Raw genomic sequence first — 14,938 nt, forward strand, 5'->3', positions numbered from 1 at the left:
ATGCGATGCCGCCATGTCCACCGCCGTCGTCCCTGCGAACGCAGGGACGATAGCGGGAGCGCGGTGGGTTCGGTGCACAAACAAGAATGCCCGTGACCAGCCCGGGCATTCGCGATTATCTCAACCAGAGTGAGCGCCGCCCTACGCCCCTATCATCGGCATCCGCGGATACTCGCCCGGCGTTCCCGCAGGGGTGATCGGGATGCCGCCGTCGGAATATTCGTTGAGTTTGTTGCGCAGCGTGCGGATCGAGATGCCCAGGATGTTGGCGGCATGGGTCCGGTTGCCGAGGCAATGCTTCAGCGTCTCCAGGATCAGGTCGCGCTCGACATCCGCAACCGTGCGGCCGACCAGCGCGCGTGTCACCTGCTCGGCGGCCATCGTGGCGTGCGCCACCGCCGGCGCGGTTTTGGCGAGGTCGAGGCGGTCGCCGTCCGGGGTGATGATGGCGTCGGGGCCGATCTCGTCGCCCTGCGCCATCAGCACCGCGCGGTGCATGGTGTTCTCGAGCTCGCGGACGTTGCCCTGCCAGCGGTTGGCCGAGAGCACGCGGCGCGCCTCCGCCGAGATCGGGCGCATCGGCACGCCGTTGGCCTCGGCATATTTCTTCACGAAATGCTGGGCGAGCTCCAGAATGTCGGCGGGGCGCTCGCGCAGCGGCGGGATCTTCAGGTTCACGACGTTGAGGCGGAACAGGAGGTCCTCGCGGAACGTGCCTTCACGCACCGCTTCCGCGAGGTTGCGGTTCGAGGTCGCGATGATGCGGATGTCGACCGGCACGGGCTTGGTGCCGCCGACGCGGTCGATCACGCGCTCCTGGATGGCGCGCAAGAGCTTGGATTGCAGGCGGACGTCCATCTCCGAGATTTCGTCGAGCAGCAGCGTGCCGCCGGTTGCCTCCTCGAACTTGCCGATGCGGCGCGCGACCGCGCCGGTGAAGGCGCCCTTCTCGTGGCCGAACAGCTCGGATTCCAGCAGATGCTCGGGGATCGCGGCGCAGTTGATCGAGATGAAGGGGCGCTTGGCGCGGGCTGAGCGGGTATGGACGTAGCGGGCCAGCACTTCCTTGCCCGTTCCGGACTCGCCGGTGACCATTACCGAAGCGTCCGAGCCGGCGATCTGCTGTGCCAGCTTGATCACCTTCGCCATCGCCTCGTCGCGATAGACCAGCTCGCGGGAATCGTTGGCGACCGCGGCCAGCACCGCGGCGATCAGCTCCGGCTCCGGCGGCAGCGGGATGTATTCCTTGGCGCCGGCGTGGATCGCGGCGACCGCGGCGCGGGCGTCGTTGGTGATGCCGCAGGCGACGATCGGGGCGTGGATGTGCTCGGCCTCGAGCCGCATCACGAGGTCGCGGATGTCGAGGGCGACGTCGACCAGCAGGAGGTCGGCGCCCTTGCCGCCGCGCAGCACGCGCATGGCCTGCTCGTGGTCCTCGGCATGGGTCACGGTGGCGCCGTTGTCCATCGCGATCTTGGTGGCGGTGGTGAGCTGGCCCTTCAATGTGCCAACGATGAGAAGCCGCATGTCAGTCTCCTGTCCGTCTGGTCGCGCGCGCTATCAGCTGCGTTCGGTCTTGATGATTTCGGTCATGGTCACGCCGAGCTTGTCCTCGACCAGGACGACCTCGCCACGGGCGACCAGCTTGTTGTTGACGTAGATGTCGATGGCCTCGCCGACGCGGCGGTCGAGCTCGAGCACGGTGCCGGGTCCGAGCTTCAACAGCTCACTGACGTCCATCTTCGAGCGGCCGAGCACAGCCGAGACCTGCACGGGAACGTCGAACACCGCCTCGAGGTCGGCGGCGGCGCGCGCCGCATATTCGTCCTCGTTGTAGCCGACGTCCGTGCCGGTGGGCGGCATCGGGCCGTTGAGATCGGGCAGCGGGACCTGTCCGTCGGTGTCGCTCATGGCTTAGCTCCCCCTGCGGGACGCGACATAGCGTCCAACCATTTCGTCGATCTTGGCCGCGATGGCGCCGCGCTCCAGCACGACGCCGCCATCGGCCCATTCGATCCGGCAGTCGCCGGTCGCAATCTCCGGCTCGGCCAGGATCACCAGCCGTCCTTCGAAGCCGCTCTGCTTGGCGAGCCGCTCGATCTTCTCGCGTGCGCTGTCGTAGAGCGCGTCGTTGATGCGGACCACCAGATGCGGCGTCGCGACCAGATGCGAGAAGCAGTCCTTGACCAGTGCGACGATCTCGCCGAGCGGCTCGGCAGCGACCAGGTCGGCGCACAGCTTGCGCGCGACTGCCACCGCGACGTCGACCGCCTCGGTTTCCATCTTGGATTCGATGTTGCCGATGCCGGATGCGATGCCGCGGATGCCGATATTGATCTCTTCCATGGCAAGCGCGACACGGCGGTCGCTCTCGGCCTTGGCCTCCTGCTGGCCGGCGGCAAAGCCGTCCTGATAGGCGCGCGCCTCGGCTTCCGCGACCTTCTGGGCGATCTCCGCGGCGGTCGCGGCCTTCTCGCGCGTCGTCCGCTCGGGCGCCGCGAAGTCGGTATCGAACAGGAATTTTGCCGGAGCGGCCATCAGTACACCAGCTCGTCGTCGGCGCGGTTCTTGGTCAGCATGATCTCGCCCTTGGCGGCGAGATCCTTGGCGAGGTTGACCAGCAGCGCCTGCGCCTCGTCGACGTCGCGCAGCCGCACCGGGCCCATCGCCGCCATGTCGTCCTGGAGCATCTTGGCCGCGCGCGAGGACATGTTGCCGAAGAAGAAGTTGCGGACGTCCTCGTTGGCGCTCTTGAGCGCGACACCGAGCTTGTCCTTGTCGACGTTGCGCATCAACGTCTGGGCCGAGCCGGAATCCAGCTTCACGAGGTCGTCGAAGGTGAACATCAGCGCCTTGATGCGCTCGGCCGATTCGCGGTTGTCCTCTTCCAGCGAGGTGATGAAGCGGGTCTCGGTCTGCCGGTCGAAATTGTTGAAGATTTCCGCCATCACCTCGTGGGCGTCGCGGCGGCGGGTCTGCGACAGGTTGGACATGAATTCGGTGCGCAGGGTCTTCTCCACGCTCTCGATCACCTCCTTCTGCACCGCTTCCATCTTCAGCATGCGATTGACGACGTCGAGCGCAAGCTCCTCGGGGAAGATGCCGAGCACACGCGCGGCATGCTCCGGCTTCAGCTTCGACAGCACCACTGCGATGGTCTGCGGATATTCGTTCTTGAGATAGTTGGCGAGCACCTCTTCCTGCACGTTGGAGAGCTTCTCCCACATGTTGCGCCCCGCGGGGCCGCGGATCTCGTCCATGATGCCGTTGACGCGCTCCGGCGGCAGGTATTGCTGCAGCAGCCGTTCGGTGGCGTCGAAATTGCCCATCAGCGCGCCCGAGGCTGACATGCGCGAGACGAATTCGAGCAGCATGTCCTCGACCGTGTCGACCTCGACGGTGCCGAGCGTCGACATCTCCAGCGAAAGCTGGCGCACCTCGTCGTCGTCGAGCATCGACCAGATCTTGCCGCCATACTGCTCGCCCAGCGCGAGCATCAGGATCGCGGCGCGCTTGGGTCCCGTCACCGCCTCGGTCTGGGCGCCCGCGCGGTTGCCGGCACGCTGGCCGAGCGTGGAGATCACGCTGGTGATGTCGTTCGAGTTGGCGTTTTGTAGACTGGCGGCCATGTCAGATCACTTCTTGATTCACTTGGCTAGGATTACTTGGCTGGGATTACTTGACTGGGATTACTTGGCTGGTTCGGTCAGCCACTGGCGGATGATGGCGACGGTTTCGTTGGGGTTGCGCTCGGCGAGCTCGCCGACGCGATGAACGGACTGGGCGTGGACCTGGCCCTGGATGGTGGCGACGTCGATCGCGCTGGCGGTACCGCTCGGCAGCAGTGCCTGGCCGGCCGGCGCGCTCTCTTCCGAGGCCGCCGGGCCGGCAAGAACGCCGGAGATGGCGGCGGCGACTTCGTCGGAGGCCAGGATGCGCTTGACCAGCGGGCGGATCACCAGAAACAGCACGATCAGGCCGAGCAGCATCATCACGCCGAGCTCGACGAAGTACATGACGTCGTCCTTGGTGAACTGGAGCATGCCGAGGAGGCCGCCGGGCTCGCCGATCGGGGCAGTGGAGGGCGCATCCGCAAAGCGCAGATTGACGACCTCGACCTGGTCGCCGCGCTTCTGGTCGAAGCCGATCGCCGAGCGCACCAGCGTGGCGATGCGGTCGAGCTGCTCCTTGGTGCGGTCCTGGTAAGCCAGCTCGCCCTTGTCGTTCTTGGAATAGATGCCGTCGACCAGCACCGCGACCGAGATGCGGTTGACCCGGCCGGCCTCGGTCACTTCGGTCTTGGTGGTGCGGGAAATCTCGTAATTGTTGGTCTCTTCGGACTTCTTGCTCTGGTCCTTGGCCGCGACGCCGTTGTTCTGCTGGTTGCCGGGCAGCTCGTTGTTGACGGTGACCTGGCCGTTGTTGTCGGCGGTCATGCTCTGCTCTTCGCGGGTCTGGCTCGAGCGCAGCACGCGGCCCTCGGGGTCGAACTTGTCCGAGGTCTGGGTGATCTTGTTGAAGTCGAAATCGGCGGAGAGCTGGACGCGGGCGCGGCCCGAGCCGACCACGGAGGAGACGATGTCCTCGACCTGCTTGCGCATCCGCTTCTCGAAGGAGATGCGGCGCTCGTCGCCGACCGCCTGCTCCGGATCGGTGGCGGCGCCGTCGGCGAGCAGCTGGCCGGCCTCGTCGACGATCGAGACGCGCTGCGGCTTCAGCCCGTTGACGGCGGAGGCGACGAGGTGGCGGATGGCGCGGATCTGCTGGGCTTCCAGCGAGCCGCGGACGCGGACCACGATCGAGGCCGACGGCTCCGGCGCCTCGCGCGCAAACAGCGGGCGCTCGGGCAGCACCAGATGGACGCGGGCGGCCTGGATGCGGTCGATGGCGCGGATGGTGCGGGCGAGCTCGCCTTCCAGCGCGCGGAGGTGATTGATGTTCTGGACGAAGGAGGTGGTGCCGAGCGCGTCCGACTTGTCGAACACCTCGTAGCCGACGCCGCCGCCCTTGGGCAGGCCGCCCTCGGCGAGCTTCATCCGCAGGCGGGTGACCTTGTCCTTGGGCACCATGATGATGCTGCCCTCGTTGCGGATCTCGAACTGGATGCCCTGGCGCTCCAGGTCCTTGATAATGCCGGAGGAATCCTCGACGCTGAGGTCGGTGAACAGGGTCGTCATCTGCGGCGTGGTGACGCGCATGATGACGAACGCGAAAAAGCCGATGAGCGCGGCGGTGACCGCGATCATCGCCCCGAACCGGGCGGCGCCGATACTCTTCAAAAAGTCCGCAAGACCTTGCAAGCAACCGCCCCAACAGATTCGGCCGCTTTCACCGGAAAGGCCGACTGGGCAATTATTGCCTAGGTGATGGTTTCGATATGGTTAACGAAGGTTAAGAGGTCGGACAAAAGTCGCGCAAAGGGCGGATATGAAAAAAATCGGCCTCGCAGGGCGAGGCCGATTTTCGTCAAAAGCCGCAGATTTCCGGATCGCCTACTGGCGATATTGCTGGATGCGGGTGGTGCGAAGACCCGCCAGACCATGCTGGTCGATGGAAAACTGCCAGGAGAGGAATTCGTCGACCGTCAGGGTATAACGGCTACAGGCCTCCTCGAGCGAGAGAAGTCCACCACGGACGGCGGCGACGACTTCGGCCTTGCGGCGGATGACCCAGCGTTTGGTGCCGGGTGCAGGCAGATCCGCGATCGTCAACGGACTGCCGTCCGGCCCGATGACGTATTTTACCCTCGGGCGATGGGGTTCTGTCATGGCGTACTCACAAACTCTCAACCACTGAACTCACGCCCGTAACCCTACGCCCGGCGGCTTAAAAATCCGCTAAGCCTAAGGCTTCAATACAATTCTCGTTGAAAATGGCTGGAACGGCGCCGTGTCGGCCGGCGGAACGGCGGAATCCGGGCCGGTCGAGGGGGTCTTCGTAAATACTTTACTAACGAATGGAGCCGCAGCGCGGTGTTGCGGAGGCCCTCAATGTCGTCCCTGCGAAAGCAGGGACCCATACCGCGTGATCTATCGATGAGACGCGGGCAGCAGTACCAAGAATGACTTCCTAACCCCTGGTCTTCGCCAAACTTCTCCCTGGGGCCATGGATCCCCGCGTTCGCGGGGATGACGTTTGGCGCGCGGCGCGTACCTTAATTGCTGCTGGTGGCGATGATGCTCTTCACCTGGCTCAGGGTGTAGCTGGCGCCGTCGATGGTGAGCAGGGGCGGCGACTGGGTCAGGTCGACAGACGATACGACGCCCTGCACCTGGGCGGCGATGCCGACAGTGTTGTTGGCGACGTCCTTACCCGTCGCCGTGATCGTGTACTTGCCGTCGGGCCATTGCGTGCCGTCATTGCCCATGCCGTTCCAGGTGAAGGGAATGTCGGTGCCGGCGGCGGCGGTATATTTGCCGGTGAACACGGTCTGGCCGCTGGCATTGGCGACGGTGATGTCGACGGTGGAGTCGGTCGGCACGTTGAGATGCCAGGTGGCGGTCGACTTGGTCATGCTCGCGGTCGAGCCGTCGACCAGGGCGGTCTTGCCGACGAAGCCCAGCGCCTGGGTCGCCTGCGTGGTCTGCTGCAGGGTGACGAGCTGCGACAGCGCATCGTTGGTCTTGAGCTGCTGCTCGACGCCGGCGAACTGCACCAGCTGCTGGGTGAACTGGTTGGTGTCGAGCGGATCCAGCGGGTTCTGGTTCTGCAGCTGCGTCGTCAGCAGCGTCAGGAAGGTCTGGAAATTGCCGGCGAGCGTCGATCCCGTGGTCGAGCTCAGCGAGTTCGACGAGGAGGATTTCGGCAGGTCGGTCGTCCCGGAGACGACAGCAGGAGCGGTAGCGCCAGTCGTGGTGGTCATGTCGATACTCCTTTACACTCTGATGTCGACGCCGCTGCTCGGCCCGTACATGCGGCCATAGCCGCGTCCGACGGGTGCGGCGGCAACAGTGTCGTCCTCGCTGATGATCAGCCGGCGGGCATTGCCGCCATTGTCGTTGTTCTGGCCGGAGTTCTGGCCCGATGAGTTCTGGTCGCGCAGGCTGAAGGACAGCCCGTTGCTGCCGGACTTGAGGCCGGCATCGTCGAGCGCGCGCTGCAATTGCGGCGCGTCCTGGCGCAGCATCTGCAGGGTCTCCGGCTTCTCCACGGTGAGATGCGAGGTGACGTTGCCGTTGCGGTCGACATTGATGCGGACGTCGATGCGGCCGAGCTCGGCCGGGTCGAGGCTGATGTCGAAGCGGGACTTGCCGGAGCGGATGGCGGCCGCGATCTCGATCGGCACGCCGTTGATCGGCACCGCCGTCGCACTGGCCGCGGTCGCGGTCAGCGTCGCCGTCGAAGCGGACGCGGTCGAGGTCGTGTTGGTCAGCGGCGCCTGCATCGCGGAGGCGGCCTGCGCGCTGGTGTCGGCGGTGTTGAAGGCGGCGTGCGCATTGGCATGGGCCTGGGCGGCCGGTGCGGCCGGGATCGCGTCGGGCGTAAGGTCCGCTGCGCCGGGCTTCGCCTCGGTCGCTGCGCCATCTGCCTGCGGCTTGGCGCTTTGCGCATGCGCGGCGGCGTCGGCGGTCGCAGTGCCCGGCGCTTGCGTCACCGCGGGGTTCGCCGTGCCGGCGTCCTGGCCGATATTGGAGACGTCGGACTGTCCTTGCGCGGTGGCGACGGCGGCCTGGAACGAGGTCTTCGGCGTGCCCTGGTTGACGGGGATCAGCCCGCCGGTCGCCTTGGCGTCGGTCGTGGCCGCGTCGGTTGCTCCGGTCGCGGCATCGGCCAGCGTCGCGGTGGTGTCGGCATCGACCTTGGCGCCGGCGGTCTTGGCGCTCTTGTCGGCGGGCGTGGCGGTGTCGGTCTTGGTGCCCGCGATCTGCGCCGCGGTCGAAGCGCTGGCGGCGATGCCGGCGGCGGCGATTGTCAGCGGCGAGGCGGTGGCGGCCTGGTTCGCCGCCGCGTTGGGATCGGCCGGGACGACCGGCGCGGCAACCACGATCGCGTTCGGATCGGGCACGGCCTGCGCCGCGTCGGCCGGTGCCGTTGTCGCGGCATCGATTGCGGCGGTGAGCGTGTCGGTGCCCTCGGTCTGGTCGTCCTTGGTTTTCTCGGATGCATCAGCCGATTTGGCGTCTGACGCCTCGGACTTGTCCTTGACCTTGTCCTTGGCCGTGCCGGCGTCCTTGGCCGCATCGGTGGTCGTGTCGTTCGCCTTGTCGTTCGTCTTGTCGTTCCTGGCGGGCGCGGAGGTGTCGGTGTCGTCGCTCGCCCTGCTCTGCGAGGATTGATCGGTGGAGGAGGTGTCGCGCGGGCCCTTGTCCGCGGAGGACGAATCGTTCCGCCGCGGCGCGCTATCCTGGGCCTGCGAGGCTGCATTGGTGTTGATCGCCTGGGTGTTGCTGTCGACCAGCGACCTGAAGGAGTCGTTCGCGGACGGCTCCCTGGTGCTCTGCGACCGCGCAGGCTTTTGCTGCGCGCTCGACACTTGCACGCTGGCCACGACATCTGACGTACGACTGACCACAGGCGACCCCTTGGAAACATCTTCGGCCTCAGGGGAGCAAGGAGCGGGCCACTGCCCTTCCAAGTATATTTGTATAGCAAAATCAATATCTTAATTATTAAAGCCCGTCGCCGCAGGGCCCGTCGCCACCCCGCCATTTCTGCCTCCCCGGCAAGAATTGCCCTAAGCTGGCCGCCCCCGTGATTGCTTCACCGGAATGCCGCCTATATTAAAGAGGTTACTCTCGGCCGCTTTCGACCGGGCAGTCGTGCCTTGCGGGAACTATAGTTCCCGGGGATCGCCGACGTCCCGCGAGAAGCATGAAATCGCGGATCGCCGCACGCCGTCACAACCCTTAAGGCCCATGCTCAACAGTCTGGATCTCGAAGGCCGTCCTGAGGACACCAGGGTCGTTGTCGCCATGTCGGGCGGCGTCGATTCCTCGACGACGGCTGCGCTTCTGAAGGCGGAAGGCTACGACGTCGTCGGCATCACGCTGCAGCTCTACGACCACGGCGCGGCGACCCACCGCAAGGGCGCCTGCTGCGCCGGCCAGGATATCCACGACGCCCGCGACGTCGCGGCAAAACTCGGCATTCCCCATTACGTGCTCGACTACGAGGATCGCTTCCGCGAGTCCGTCATCGACAATTTCGCCGACAGCTACGCGCTCGGCGAGACGCCGGTGCCGTGCATCGAGTGCAACCGCAGCGTCAAATTCCGCGACCTCCTGAAGACCGCGCGCGAGCTCGGCGCGCAGGCGCTCGCCACCGGCCATTACGTCGCCTCGCGCCGCCGCGAAGACGGCTCGCGCGCGCTGGTCTGCGCGGCCGACGCCGACCGCGACCAGAGCTATTTCCTGTTTGCGACCACGCAAGAACAGCTCGACTTCCTGCGCTTCCCGCTCGGCGACATGACCAAGCCCGAGACGCGCGAGCTCGCGCGCCGCTTTGGCCTGTCCGTCGCCGACAAGCACGACAGCCAGGACATCTGCTTCGTGCCGACGGGACGCTACACCGACATCATCACGCGCCTGCGCCCCAATGCGATGGACCCCGGCGACATCGTCGATCTCGATGGACGCGTGCTCGGCCGGCACAACGGCATCGCCAATTTCACCGTCGGCCAGCGCCGCGGCCTCGGCATCGCCGCCCACGCGCCGCTGTTCGTGGTGCGGCTGGAGGCCGCCACCCGCCGCGTCGTCGTCGGCCCGCGCGATGCCTTGAAGATGCACCGCATCGCACTTCGCGACGTCAACTGGATCGGCGGCGGCGACATCGACCGCGCCATCGGCGCCGGCCTCGAATTGTTCGTGCGCGTGCGCTCGACCCGCAGCCCCCAGCCGGCATGGCTGCGCGGCAGCGATGGTCATTACGAGGTCGAGCTCGTCGCCGGCGAGGAGGGTGTCTCGCCCGGCCAGGCCTGCGTGTTCTACGACGCGCCCTCAGGGCAGGCGCGCGTGCTCGGCGGCGGCTTTATTCAGAGCGCCGCCGCGAAGGTCGCAAGCAACGCAGCGAGGCCGCTCGCTGAAGCGGTGCGCGGCTAAGGATAATGAATCGCATCCTCGCGGCACCAGCGGTGCGCCCCCTCTCCCGCTTGCGGGGGAGGGTTGGGGAGGGGGCTCTCTCCACACGCGATATCTCGCGAGAGGAAAAAACCCTCACCCGCCACGCTCTTGCGAGCGTGTCGACCTCTCCCGCAAGCGGGAGAGGCGCTAGACCGCGCGCGGGGCTGGATTTGATCTCACCAACAGCTATTACTCTCCAGAGTTTTTGTTAGGGCAGGGGCATGGCAGCAGACATCTCGCGGGCCGGGGTCGAGAAGGCCTATGGCCGCTGGGCGCCGGTCTATGATCTCGTGTTCGGCAAGGTGTTCGACGCCGGACGGCAGTCGACCATCGCAGAGGCGGACCGCATCGGCGGCCGCATCCTCGATGTCGGCGTCGGCACCGGGCTTTCGCTCTCCGACTATTCGCGCACCACGAAGATCTGCGGCGTCGACATCTCCGAGCCGATGCTGCGCAAGGCGCAGGCGCGCGTGCGTGCGCTTCGGCTCTCCAATGTCGAAGTGCTCTCGGTGATGGATGCGAAGAACCTCGCCTTCCCCGAAAACTTCTTCGACGCGGTGGTGGCGCAATATGTCATCACCGCCGTGCCCGATCCCGAAGGCACGCTCGACGAGTTCGTGCGCGTGCTCAAGCCCGGCGGCGAGCTGATCCTGGTCAACCACATCGGCGCCGAGACCGGCCCGCGCAAGCTGTTCGAGCTCGCCTTCGCCCCCGTCGCCCGCCGCCTCGGCTGGCGCCCGGAATTCCCGTGGGCCCGCCTCGAGGGCTGGGCCGCCAGGCACGGCGGCGTCACGCTGGCCGAGCGGAGGCCGATGCCGCCGATGGGGCACTTTTCGCTGATCCGCTACCACAAAGCCTGATCGCGGTTTGTCTCGATAACAGCCAAGCCGGCAGTGCGCTTCCTTCCCCGCAAGCGGGAGAGGTGCATCGAGAACGCGGCGAATAGCCCGATCACATCGCATTCCCGCCGGGAACAGGCCGCACGCCCTGCGCGTTTCCCTCCCATGCGCACGACATCAAACATCATCCTGGCCAGCCTGCTGATCGCCGCCTCCGGCAGCGCGATCGCGCAGGCGCCGCCCGCCCCGGCGACGCCGCCGCAAGCGACCGCGCCGCCATCCCCGCAACATGCGGCCAATTGCACCCCGCAGGACCGCCCGAACCGCCAGGCCGACGGCACCACCACCGGCCAGTCCCGGGAACCGCTCGGCGACAGATTGGCAAAGTCCGACGGCGTGCTGTGCCCGCCCGCGGGTGTCGACCCCGAGATGCACGCCCCGGCCCCCGAAACCGGCGGCAATACCCCGGTGATCCCGCCCCCGGGCAGCCCCGGCGGCGACCCGAACGTGCGGCCGAAATAAGCGATTTCGCGCTTCTCGCGCCCTTCGCCTCTCCCCGCCTGCGGGGAGAGGCCGGAGCGCGTCGCAGATGCGATCCGGGTAAAGGGGATTCTCCACGAGTCCGGTCTTCAAACGGGCAAATCCGGCGCCCAAATCGGCCTTTTCTCGCCGACTTGTCCCGCCGAAGCCTTGGCCAAGAAAGCCTTGGCGAAGAAAGCCTTGGCGAAGGTGGAAGCTTTTAGCGAAGGCGGATTGACTTACGCCCGCCCCCTTCTTTATATGCCGCGCGTTCGCGAGATCGGCCATAGCAGCCGTTCGCGAGCCCTGTGGCGGGGTAGCTCAGCTGGTTAGAGCACGGGAATCATAATCCTGGGGTCGGGGGTTCGAGTCCCTCTCCCGCTACCACCTTTCCCCACACTCCTTTAACGTGGTTGGGATAGGCCTTTTCCCCGAGCAGGGCATTTAGCCGGCCTGCTATCTCCACGGCTATACCACCTGGGCGAGCTGGATCGCGGAACACAGTCACCGTCTCGACCAGGTCTCTGATGGCTTCTGCGGCCTCTCCGTCGCCCCCACTGGCACCTTCTGCTAGTGCTTCTTCAAGCCGACCGAGTTGATCCTCGTATCGTTTGAGGATGGCCGGATGCAGCGCGACTTCCTTCGGGGCGAGCGGTTCACTCTGCAACTCCTCGGATATCCGCTTTCGTTTGGCATCCAGTGCGGTTGATCGCGGTCCGAGAACAGACGGATCGCCATGCCCTTTTGCGATCGCATCCACCAGTCGTTCGATTTCCCGGTTCAATTGCCCAAGCTGCTGCTCAAGGCGCTGCCGTTTTGCGTTTGATGTAGCTGCGAGGCGCTTCCGCTCCTCTAGATATGTGCGCACGTACTCCGAAAGAACGTTCGGCGCACGCAATTCGGCCTTTAGCCCGCTGAGGACTGCGCTCTCGACCGTGTCTAAATAGAACGTCTTGGCGTCAGGACACGTGCCACTTTCGGTGGCCGCCGAGCAGCGAATCCGAACGCGCCCCGATTTGTCCCGTCCATTCGTTGCCATACCCGAGCCGCATGAACCGCAATGGAGTAAGCCAGATAGCATCCGACGGGGCCGACGTTGATGGCTGGGGTGGCCGTGGCTGCGCTCCCCTTTGCGTTGCTGGGCAGCTGTGAACAACTCTGGACCGACAATTGCAAGATGCGGCACTTCAGCAATCTGCCAATCACTCCTCGGATTCGGTCGTGACAGGCGCTTTCCCGAGTCGGGATCTTTCACCATCCTGACCTTGTTCCAAACGAGGCGCCCTACATAAAGCTCGTTCTGCAGAATTCCGGCGCCACGCTGAACGTTGCCATTAATAGTTGAAGCATTCCATGCGCGCCCCCGCGGAGGTGATACCCTTTCCTTGTTGAGATCGTGTGCGATCTCGCGAGGCGTTCGACCGTCCACGTATTCCTGAAAGATGCGCCGGATCACTTGTGCCTCGGTCTCGAGGACGACCCGCTCGCCGCTTTTTCCGGCAACCGCGGCGTATCCGTATGTCAGGCCACCTCCAGCCAAACCTTGCTTGACCCGCCCTGCCTGGCCACGACGCACCTTGTGAGCGTTGTCTTCACGATAGAGTTGTCCGACCAAGCCGCGAAGGCCGACCAGCACGGTGTTGACAACACCTTCGTGAACTGCCCGGATCTCGATTCCGAGAAAAGACAGCCGCTTATGGATGCCTGCGAGATCTTCCATATCGCGAGAAAGACGATCGAGCGCTTCGACGATTACCACGTCAAAGGATTTCTCCCGCGCTTGGTCCAACATCCGAAGAAGGCCTTCGCGTCCCATGACTGAGCCACCCGAACGGGCCCGATCCTCATAGGTGCTGACCACAGTTAAGCATTCGCGCTCGGCATAGCTCTGACAAAGTGAAAGCTGATCATCAATCGATCTCTCGTTCTGTAGATCGGTTGAGAATCGAGCATAGATCGTCGCTCTTTTCCTTATCGTTTCGCTCGATGAGCTGTCTTTCATGATCTTCCCTCGCGGCCACACGGGCTAGTACTCGCGCGAGACGTAAGATCGCCTTGTCTGGATTTGTCTGCAAGGGAAAGTTGCGATCGGCTTCCCGCACGACCGAACCTTTAGGCCATCGCGCAGCTCAACGAGGTGCACGCACCTGCGCTGGGGCCAGTCGACAAGACGTGGGGGGAACTGATCATTTCGAGCATCCTGCTCGGATGAAAACTAGGTGCAACGGCCGCTATGAGCTCGTCGTGCAATCGGATGCCCAGGCGAAGAAAAAGAGAGGAGCCAATGGCTTTGCTTAGGCGGAATTGATGCCGCTGGGAAGCGCACGCCCTCTCCAGCCAGGACCAAAGTCTTGCGTGATGACGAAATTTCCAGTTCCCTGAAAACGAGTTCGCGAGTTTGGGCGCGAATCATTGTCTTCCGCGAAGACCGAACAATCGGAGCCGCCACACGCGGCGCTTGGCGAGGGTTACGACCGTGAGCTAACCGCCTACTTTCACGAGCGCGATCTCGTCGGCTGCAACGCGACCAGATAGACGCGCCGCATACGCGGGTCAGCTTTGACTGTGGCAGACAAGGTATGGGTCGAAACCCGCGCGCGAAATGTCCGGCTTCCGCCAAATGCCTGAAACGCTCGATGGCGTCGTCAAGATCAAGACGAACGATCGCGGCTACTATGGCTTCCTGCACGCCGATGGCAAGACGCGCGATTATTATTTCACCGCTGATCGCAAGCGCGCCGAATGGCTATTGTCCGAGGCGTAAACGTCGATATTGCTGCCGATGGCAAGCGGGCCACAGGGCCTTTCATTTTGTAAACTGCTGCGCAGCTCTGTCAGCTTTCGGTAAGCCAGCCCTGATAAGAAATCGTTGGTTAACGGGGGCGTGGCAGGGACAGCGCATGAGCTGAAGGACCACCATGTGCCGAGTCACGCTTCCGTTAAGCTCATTGCACTGCGGATGCGGCAGGATAGTGCCTCATGATGCCCCCAGACCGTCAGGCGCCGGGCCGCGTCCGCACTGCTTCCAACTCACGGATTAGTTCTCGTTCCGTCGATTTTGCTCGTTTTGCGAGCGATAAGCTCCCGATCAGCTTCTTGCCGTCACTTCAAGCTGAGTTTGGAGCAGTTAGCTGGGTGACAGGTACAGCGCTGCCCCTGTGTATGCGTGGGGGACAAGCGCTGAGTCAAGTTCTGCTAAGTTCAGCTGGCAGTGCGGGCGGGGTAGGGACAGCGTCTGCTCCAGCGCAACCAAATGACGCCGAGTCGCGTCCGCACTGCTTCCGATAATCATCAGCAACGCTCAGGAGGGAAAGGAGATTGCCTGAATTCCGTCCGCTGTTGTCTTGATGCAATTGTCTCCGCCATGTGTGGCCGATGACGGCACCGACAGCCTCTCCGATTCTTCAAGGCGGTTCTCCCTGTCGCGGCTTTCGAGGTCTCGGATATCTTTCCAACGGACTGCTCCTATCGCGCTTCGTCTGGATTTACTCCGCCAACATTCTTGGGTCTCTCATGTGCGTT

General features: G+C 64.5%; 13 protein-coding genes and 1 tRNA gene. 5 read left to right on the forward strand and 9 right to left on the reverse strand.

Going from position 1 to position 14,938, the window contains the following annotated elements:
• Positions 1–141: 141 nt before the first annotated feature.
• The 8 genes from GGD65_RS19080 to GGD65_RS19115 all read right to left on the reverse strand — a co-directional run bounded on the left by GGD65_RS19080 (position 142) and on the right by GGD65_RS19115 (position 8,512).
• Positions 142–1,527 carry a sigma-54-dependent Fis family transcriptional regulator gene (locus GGD65_RS19080; protein WP_018318400.1) on the reverse strand — a complete coding sequence of 462 codons (1,386 nt, stop codon included), beginning with the start codon at positions 1,525–1,527 and terminating at the stop codon, positions 142–144.
• Positions 1,528–1,560: 33 nt separating this feature from the next.
• Positions 1,561–1,911: a flagellar motor switch protein FliN gene (gene fliN / locus GGD65_RS19085; protein WP_018318401.1), complete on the reverse strand. Its 351-nt coding sequence runs from the start codon at positions 1,909–1,911 to the stop codon at positions 1,561–1,563.
• 3 nt (positions 1,912–1,914) lie between these two features.
• Positions 1,915–2,538 carry a FliH/SctL family protein gene (locus GGD65_RS19090; protein ID WP_018318402.1) on the reverse strand — a complete coding sequence of 208 codons (624 nt, stop codon included), beginning with the start codon at positions 2,536–2,538 and terminating at the stop codon, positions 1,915–1,917.
• Complete coding sequence (gene fliG, locus GGD65_RS19095) at positions 2,538–3,629, reverse strand: flagellar motor switch protein FliG (RefSeq protein ID WP_018318403.1); 1,092 nt, start codon at positions 3,627–3,629, stop codon at positions 2,538–2,540. Before fliG ends, GGD65_RS19090 begins: the two co-directional genes overlap by 1 nt.
• 60 nt (positions 3,630–3,689) lie before the next feature.
• On the reverse strand, positions 3,690–5,300 hold the full coding sequence (gene fliF, locus GGD65_RS19100) for a flagellar basal-body MS-ring/collar protein FliF (RefSeq protein WP_183236246.1): 1,611 nt from the start codon (positions 5,298–5,300) through the stop codon (positions 3,690–3,692).
• Positions 5,301–5,492: 192 nt separating this feature from the next.
• Entirely contained in the window at positions 5,493–5,768 is a 276-nt protein-coding gene (locus tag GGD65_RS19105) for a DUF1153 domain-containing protein (RefSeq protein WP_002714638.1), read from the reverse strand.
• Positions 5,769–6,154: 386 nt separating this feature from the next.
• A complete protein-coding gene (locus GGD65_RS19110; RefSeq protein WP_092260466.1) occupies positions 6,155–6,862 on the reverse strand; it encodes a flagellar hook assembly protein FlgD in 708 nt (235 codons plus the stop codon).
• Between the two features lie 12 nt (positions 6,863–6,874).
• Entirely contained in the window at positions 6,875–8,512 is a 1,638-nt protein-coding gene (locus GGD65_RS19115) for a flagellar hook-length control protein FliK (RefSeq protein WP_183236247.1), read from the reverse strand.
• A gap of 343 nt (positions 8,513–8,855) precedes the next feature.
• Between GGD65_RS19115 and mnmA the strand changes: the two genes are divergently transcribed.
• The 4 genes from mnmA (at position 8,856) to GGD65_RS19135 (ending at position 11,803) form a co-directional block, all read left to right on the forward strand.
• Positions 8,856–10,037, forward strand: coding sequence for a tRNA 2-thiouridine(34) synthase MnmA (gene mnmA, locus GGD65_RS19120; protein ID WP_092260470.1), 1,182 nt, complete (start codon positions 8,856–8,858; stop codon positions 10,035–10,037).
• 242 nt (positions 10,038–10,279) lie between these two features.
• On the forward strand, positions 10,280–10,918 hold the full coding sequence (locus GGD65_RS19125; protein ID WP_018318408.1) for a class I SAM-dependent methyltransferase: 639 nt from the start codon (positions 10,280–10,282) through the stop codon (positions 10,916–10,918).
• Positions 10,919–11,062: 144 nt separating this feature from the next.
• Positions 11,063–11,419, forward strand: coding sequence for a hypothetical protein (locus tag GGD65_RS19130; protein ID WP_018318409.1), 357 nt, complete (start codon positions 11,063–11,065; stop codon positions 11,417–11,419).
• Between the two features lie 307 nt (positions 11,420–11,726).
• Positions 11,727–11,803 (forward strand) — tRNA-Met (locus tag GGD65_RS19135).
• On the opposite strand, the gene GGD65_RS19140 is transcribed toward GGD65_RS19135, so the two are convergent.
• On the reverse strand, positions 11,760–13,418 hold the full coding sequence (locus tag GGD65_RS19140) for a recombinase family protein (protein ID WP_183236396.1): 1,659 nt from the start codon (positions 13,416–13,418) through the stop codon (positions 11,760–11,762). The genes GGD65_RS19135 and GGD65_RS19140 overlap by 44 nt on opposite strands.
• Positions 13,419–14,036: 618 nt before the next feature.
• Here GGD65_RS19140 and GGD65_RS19145 point away from each other — a divergent pair.
• Positions 14,037–14,180, forward strand: coding sequence for a hypothetical protein (locus GGD65_RS19145; RefSeq protein ID WP_183236248.1), 144 nt, complete (start codon positions 14,037–14,039; stop codon positions 14,178–14,180).
• Positions 14,181–14,938: the final 758 nt, after the last annotated feature.

The organism is Bradyrhizobium sp. CIR18, from assembly GCF_014198295.1.
In the GTDB taxonomy this organism is placed as follows: Bacteria; Pseudomonadota; Alphaproteobacteria; order Rhizobiales; family Xanthobacteraceae; genus Bradyrhizobium.

What these genes read in the sequence shown, in the direction of transcription:
- GGD65_RS19080 (WP_018318400.1), bottom strand. Translation starts at nt 1,527, where the DNA reads ATGCGGCTTCTCATCGTTGGCACATTGAAGGGCCAGCTCACCACCGCC.
- fliN (WP_018318401.1), bottom strand. Translation starts at nt 1,911, where the DNA reads ATGAGCGACACCGACGGACAGGTCCCGCTGCCCGATCTCAACGGCCCG.
- GGD65_RS19090 (WP_018318402.1), bottom strand. Translation starts at nt 2,538, where the DNA reads ATGGCCGCTCCGGCAAAATTCCTGTTCGATACCGACTTCGCGGCGCCC.
- fliG (WP_018318403.1), bottom strand. Translation starts at nt 3,629, where the DNA reads ATGGCCGCCAGTCTACAAAACGCCAACTCGAACGACATCACCAGCGTG.
- GGD65_RS19105 (WP_002714638.1), bottom strand. Translation starts at nt 5,768, where the DNA reads ATGACAGAACCCCATCGCCCGAGGGTAAAATACGTCATCGGGCCGGAC.
- GGD65_RS19110 (WP_092260466.1), bottom strand. Translation starts at nt 6,862, where the DNA reads ATGACCACCACGACTGGCGCTACCGCTCCTGCTGTCGTCTCCGGGACG.
- mnmA (WP_092260470.1), top strand. Translation starts at nt 8,856, where the DNA reads ATGCTCAACAGTCTGGATCTCGAAGGCCGTCCTGAGGACACCAGGGTC.
- GGD65_RS19125 (WP_018318408.1), top strand. Translation starts at nt 10,280, where the DNA reads ATGGCAGCAGACATCTCGCGGGCCGGGGTCGAGAAGGCCTATGGCCGC.
- GGD65_RS19130 (WP_018318409.1), top strand. Translation starts at nt 11,063, where the DNA reads ATGCGCACGACATCAAACATCATCCTGGCCAGCCTGCTGATCGCCGCC.
- GGD65_RS19140 (WP_183236396.1), bottom strand. Translation starts at nt 13,418, where the DNA reads ATGAAAGACAGCTCATCGAGCGAAACGATAAGGAAAAGAGCGACGATC.
- GGD65_RS19145 (WP_183236248.1), top strand. Translation starts at nt 14,037, where the DNA reads ATGCCTGAAACGCTCGATGGCGTCGTCAAGATCAAGACGAACGATCGC.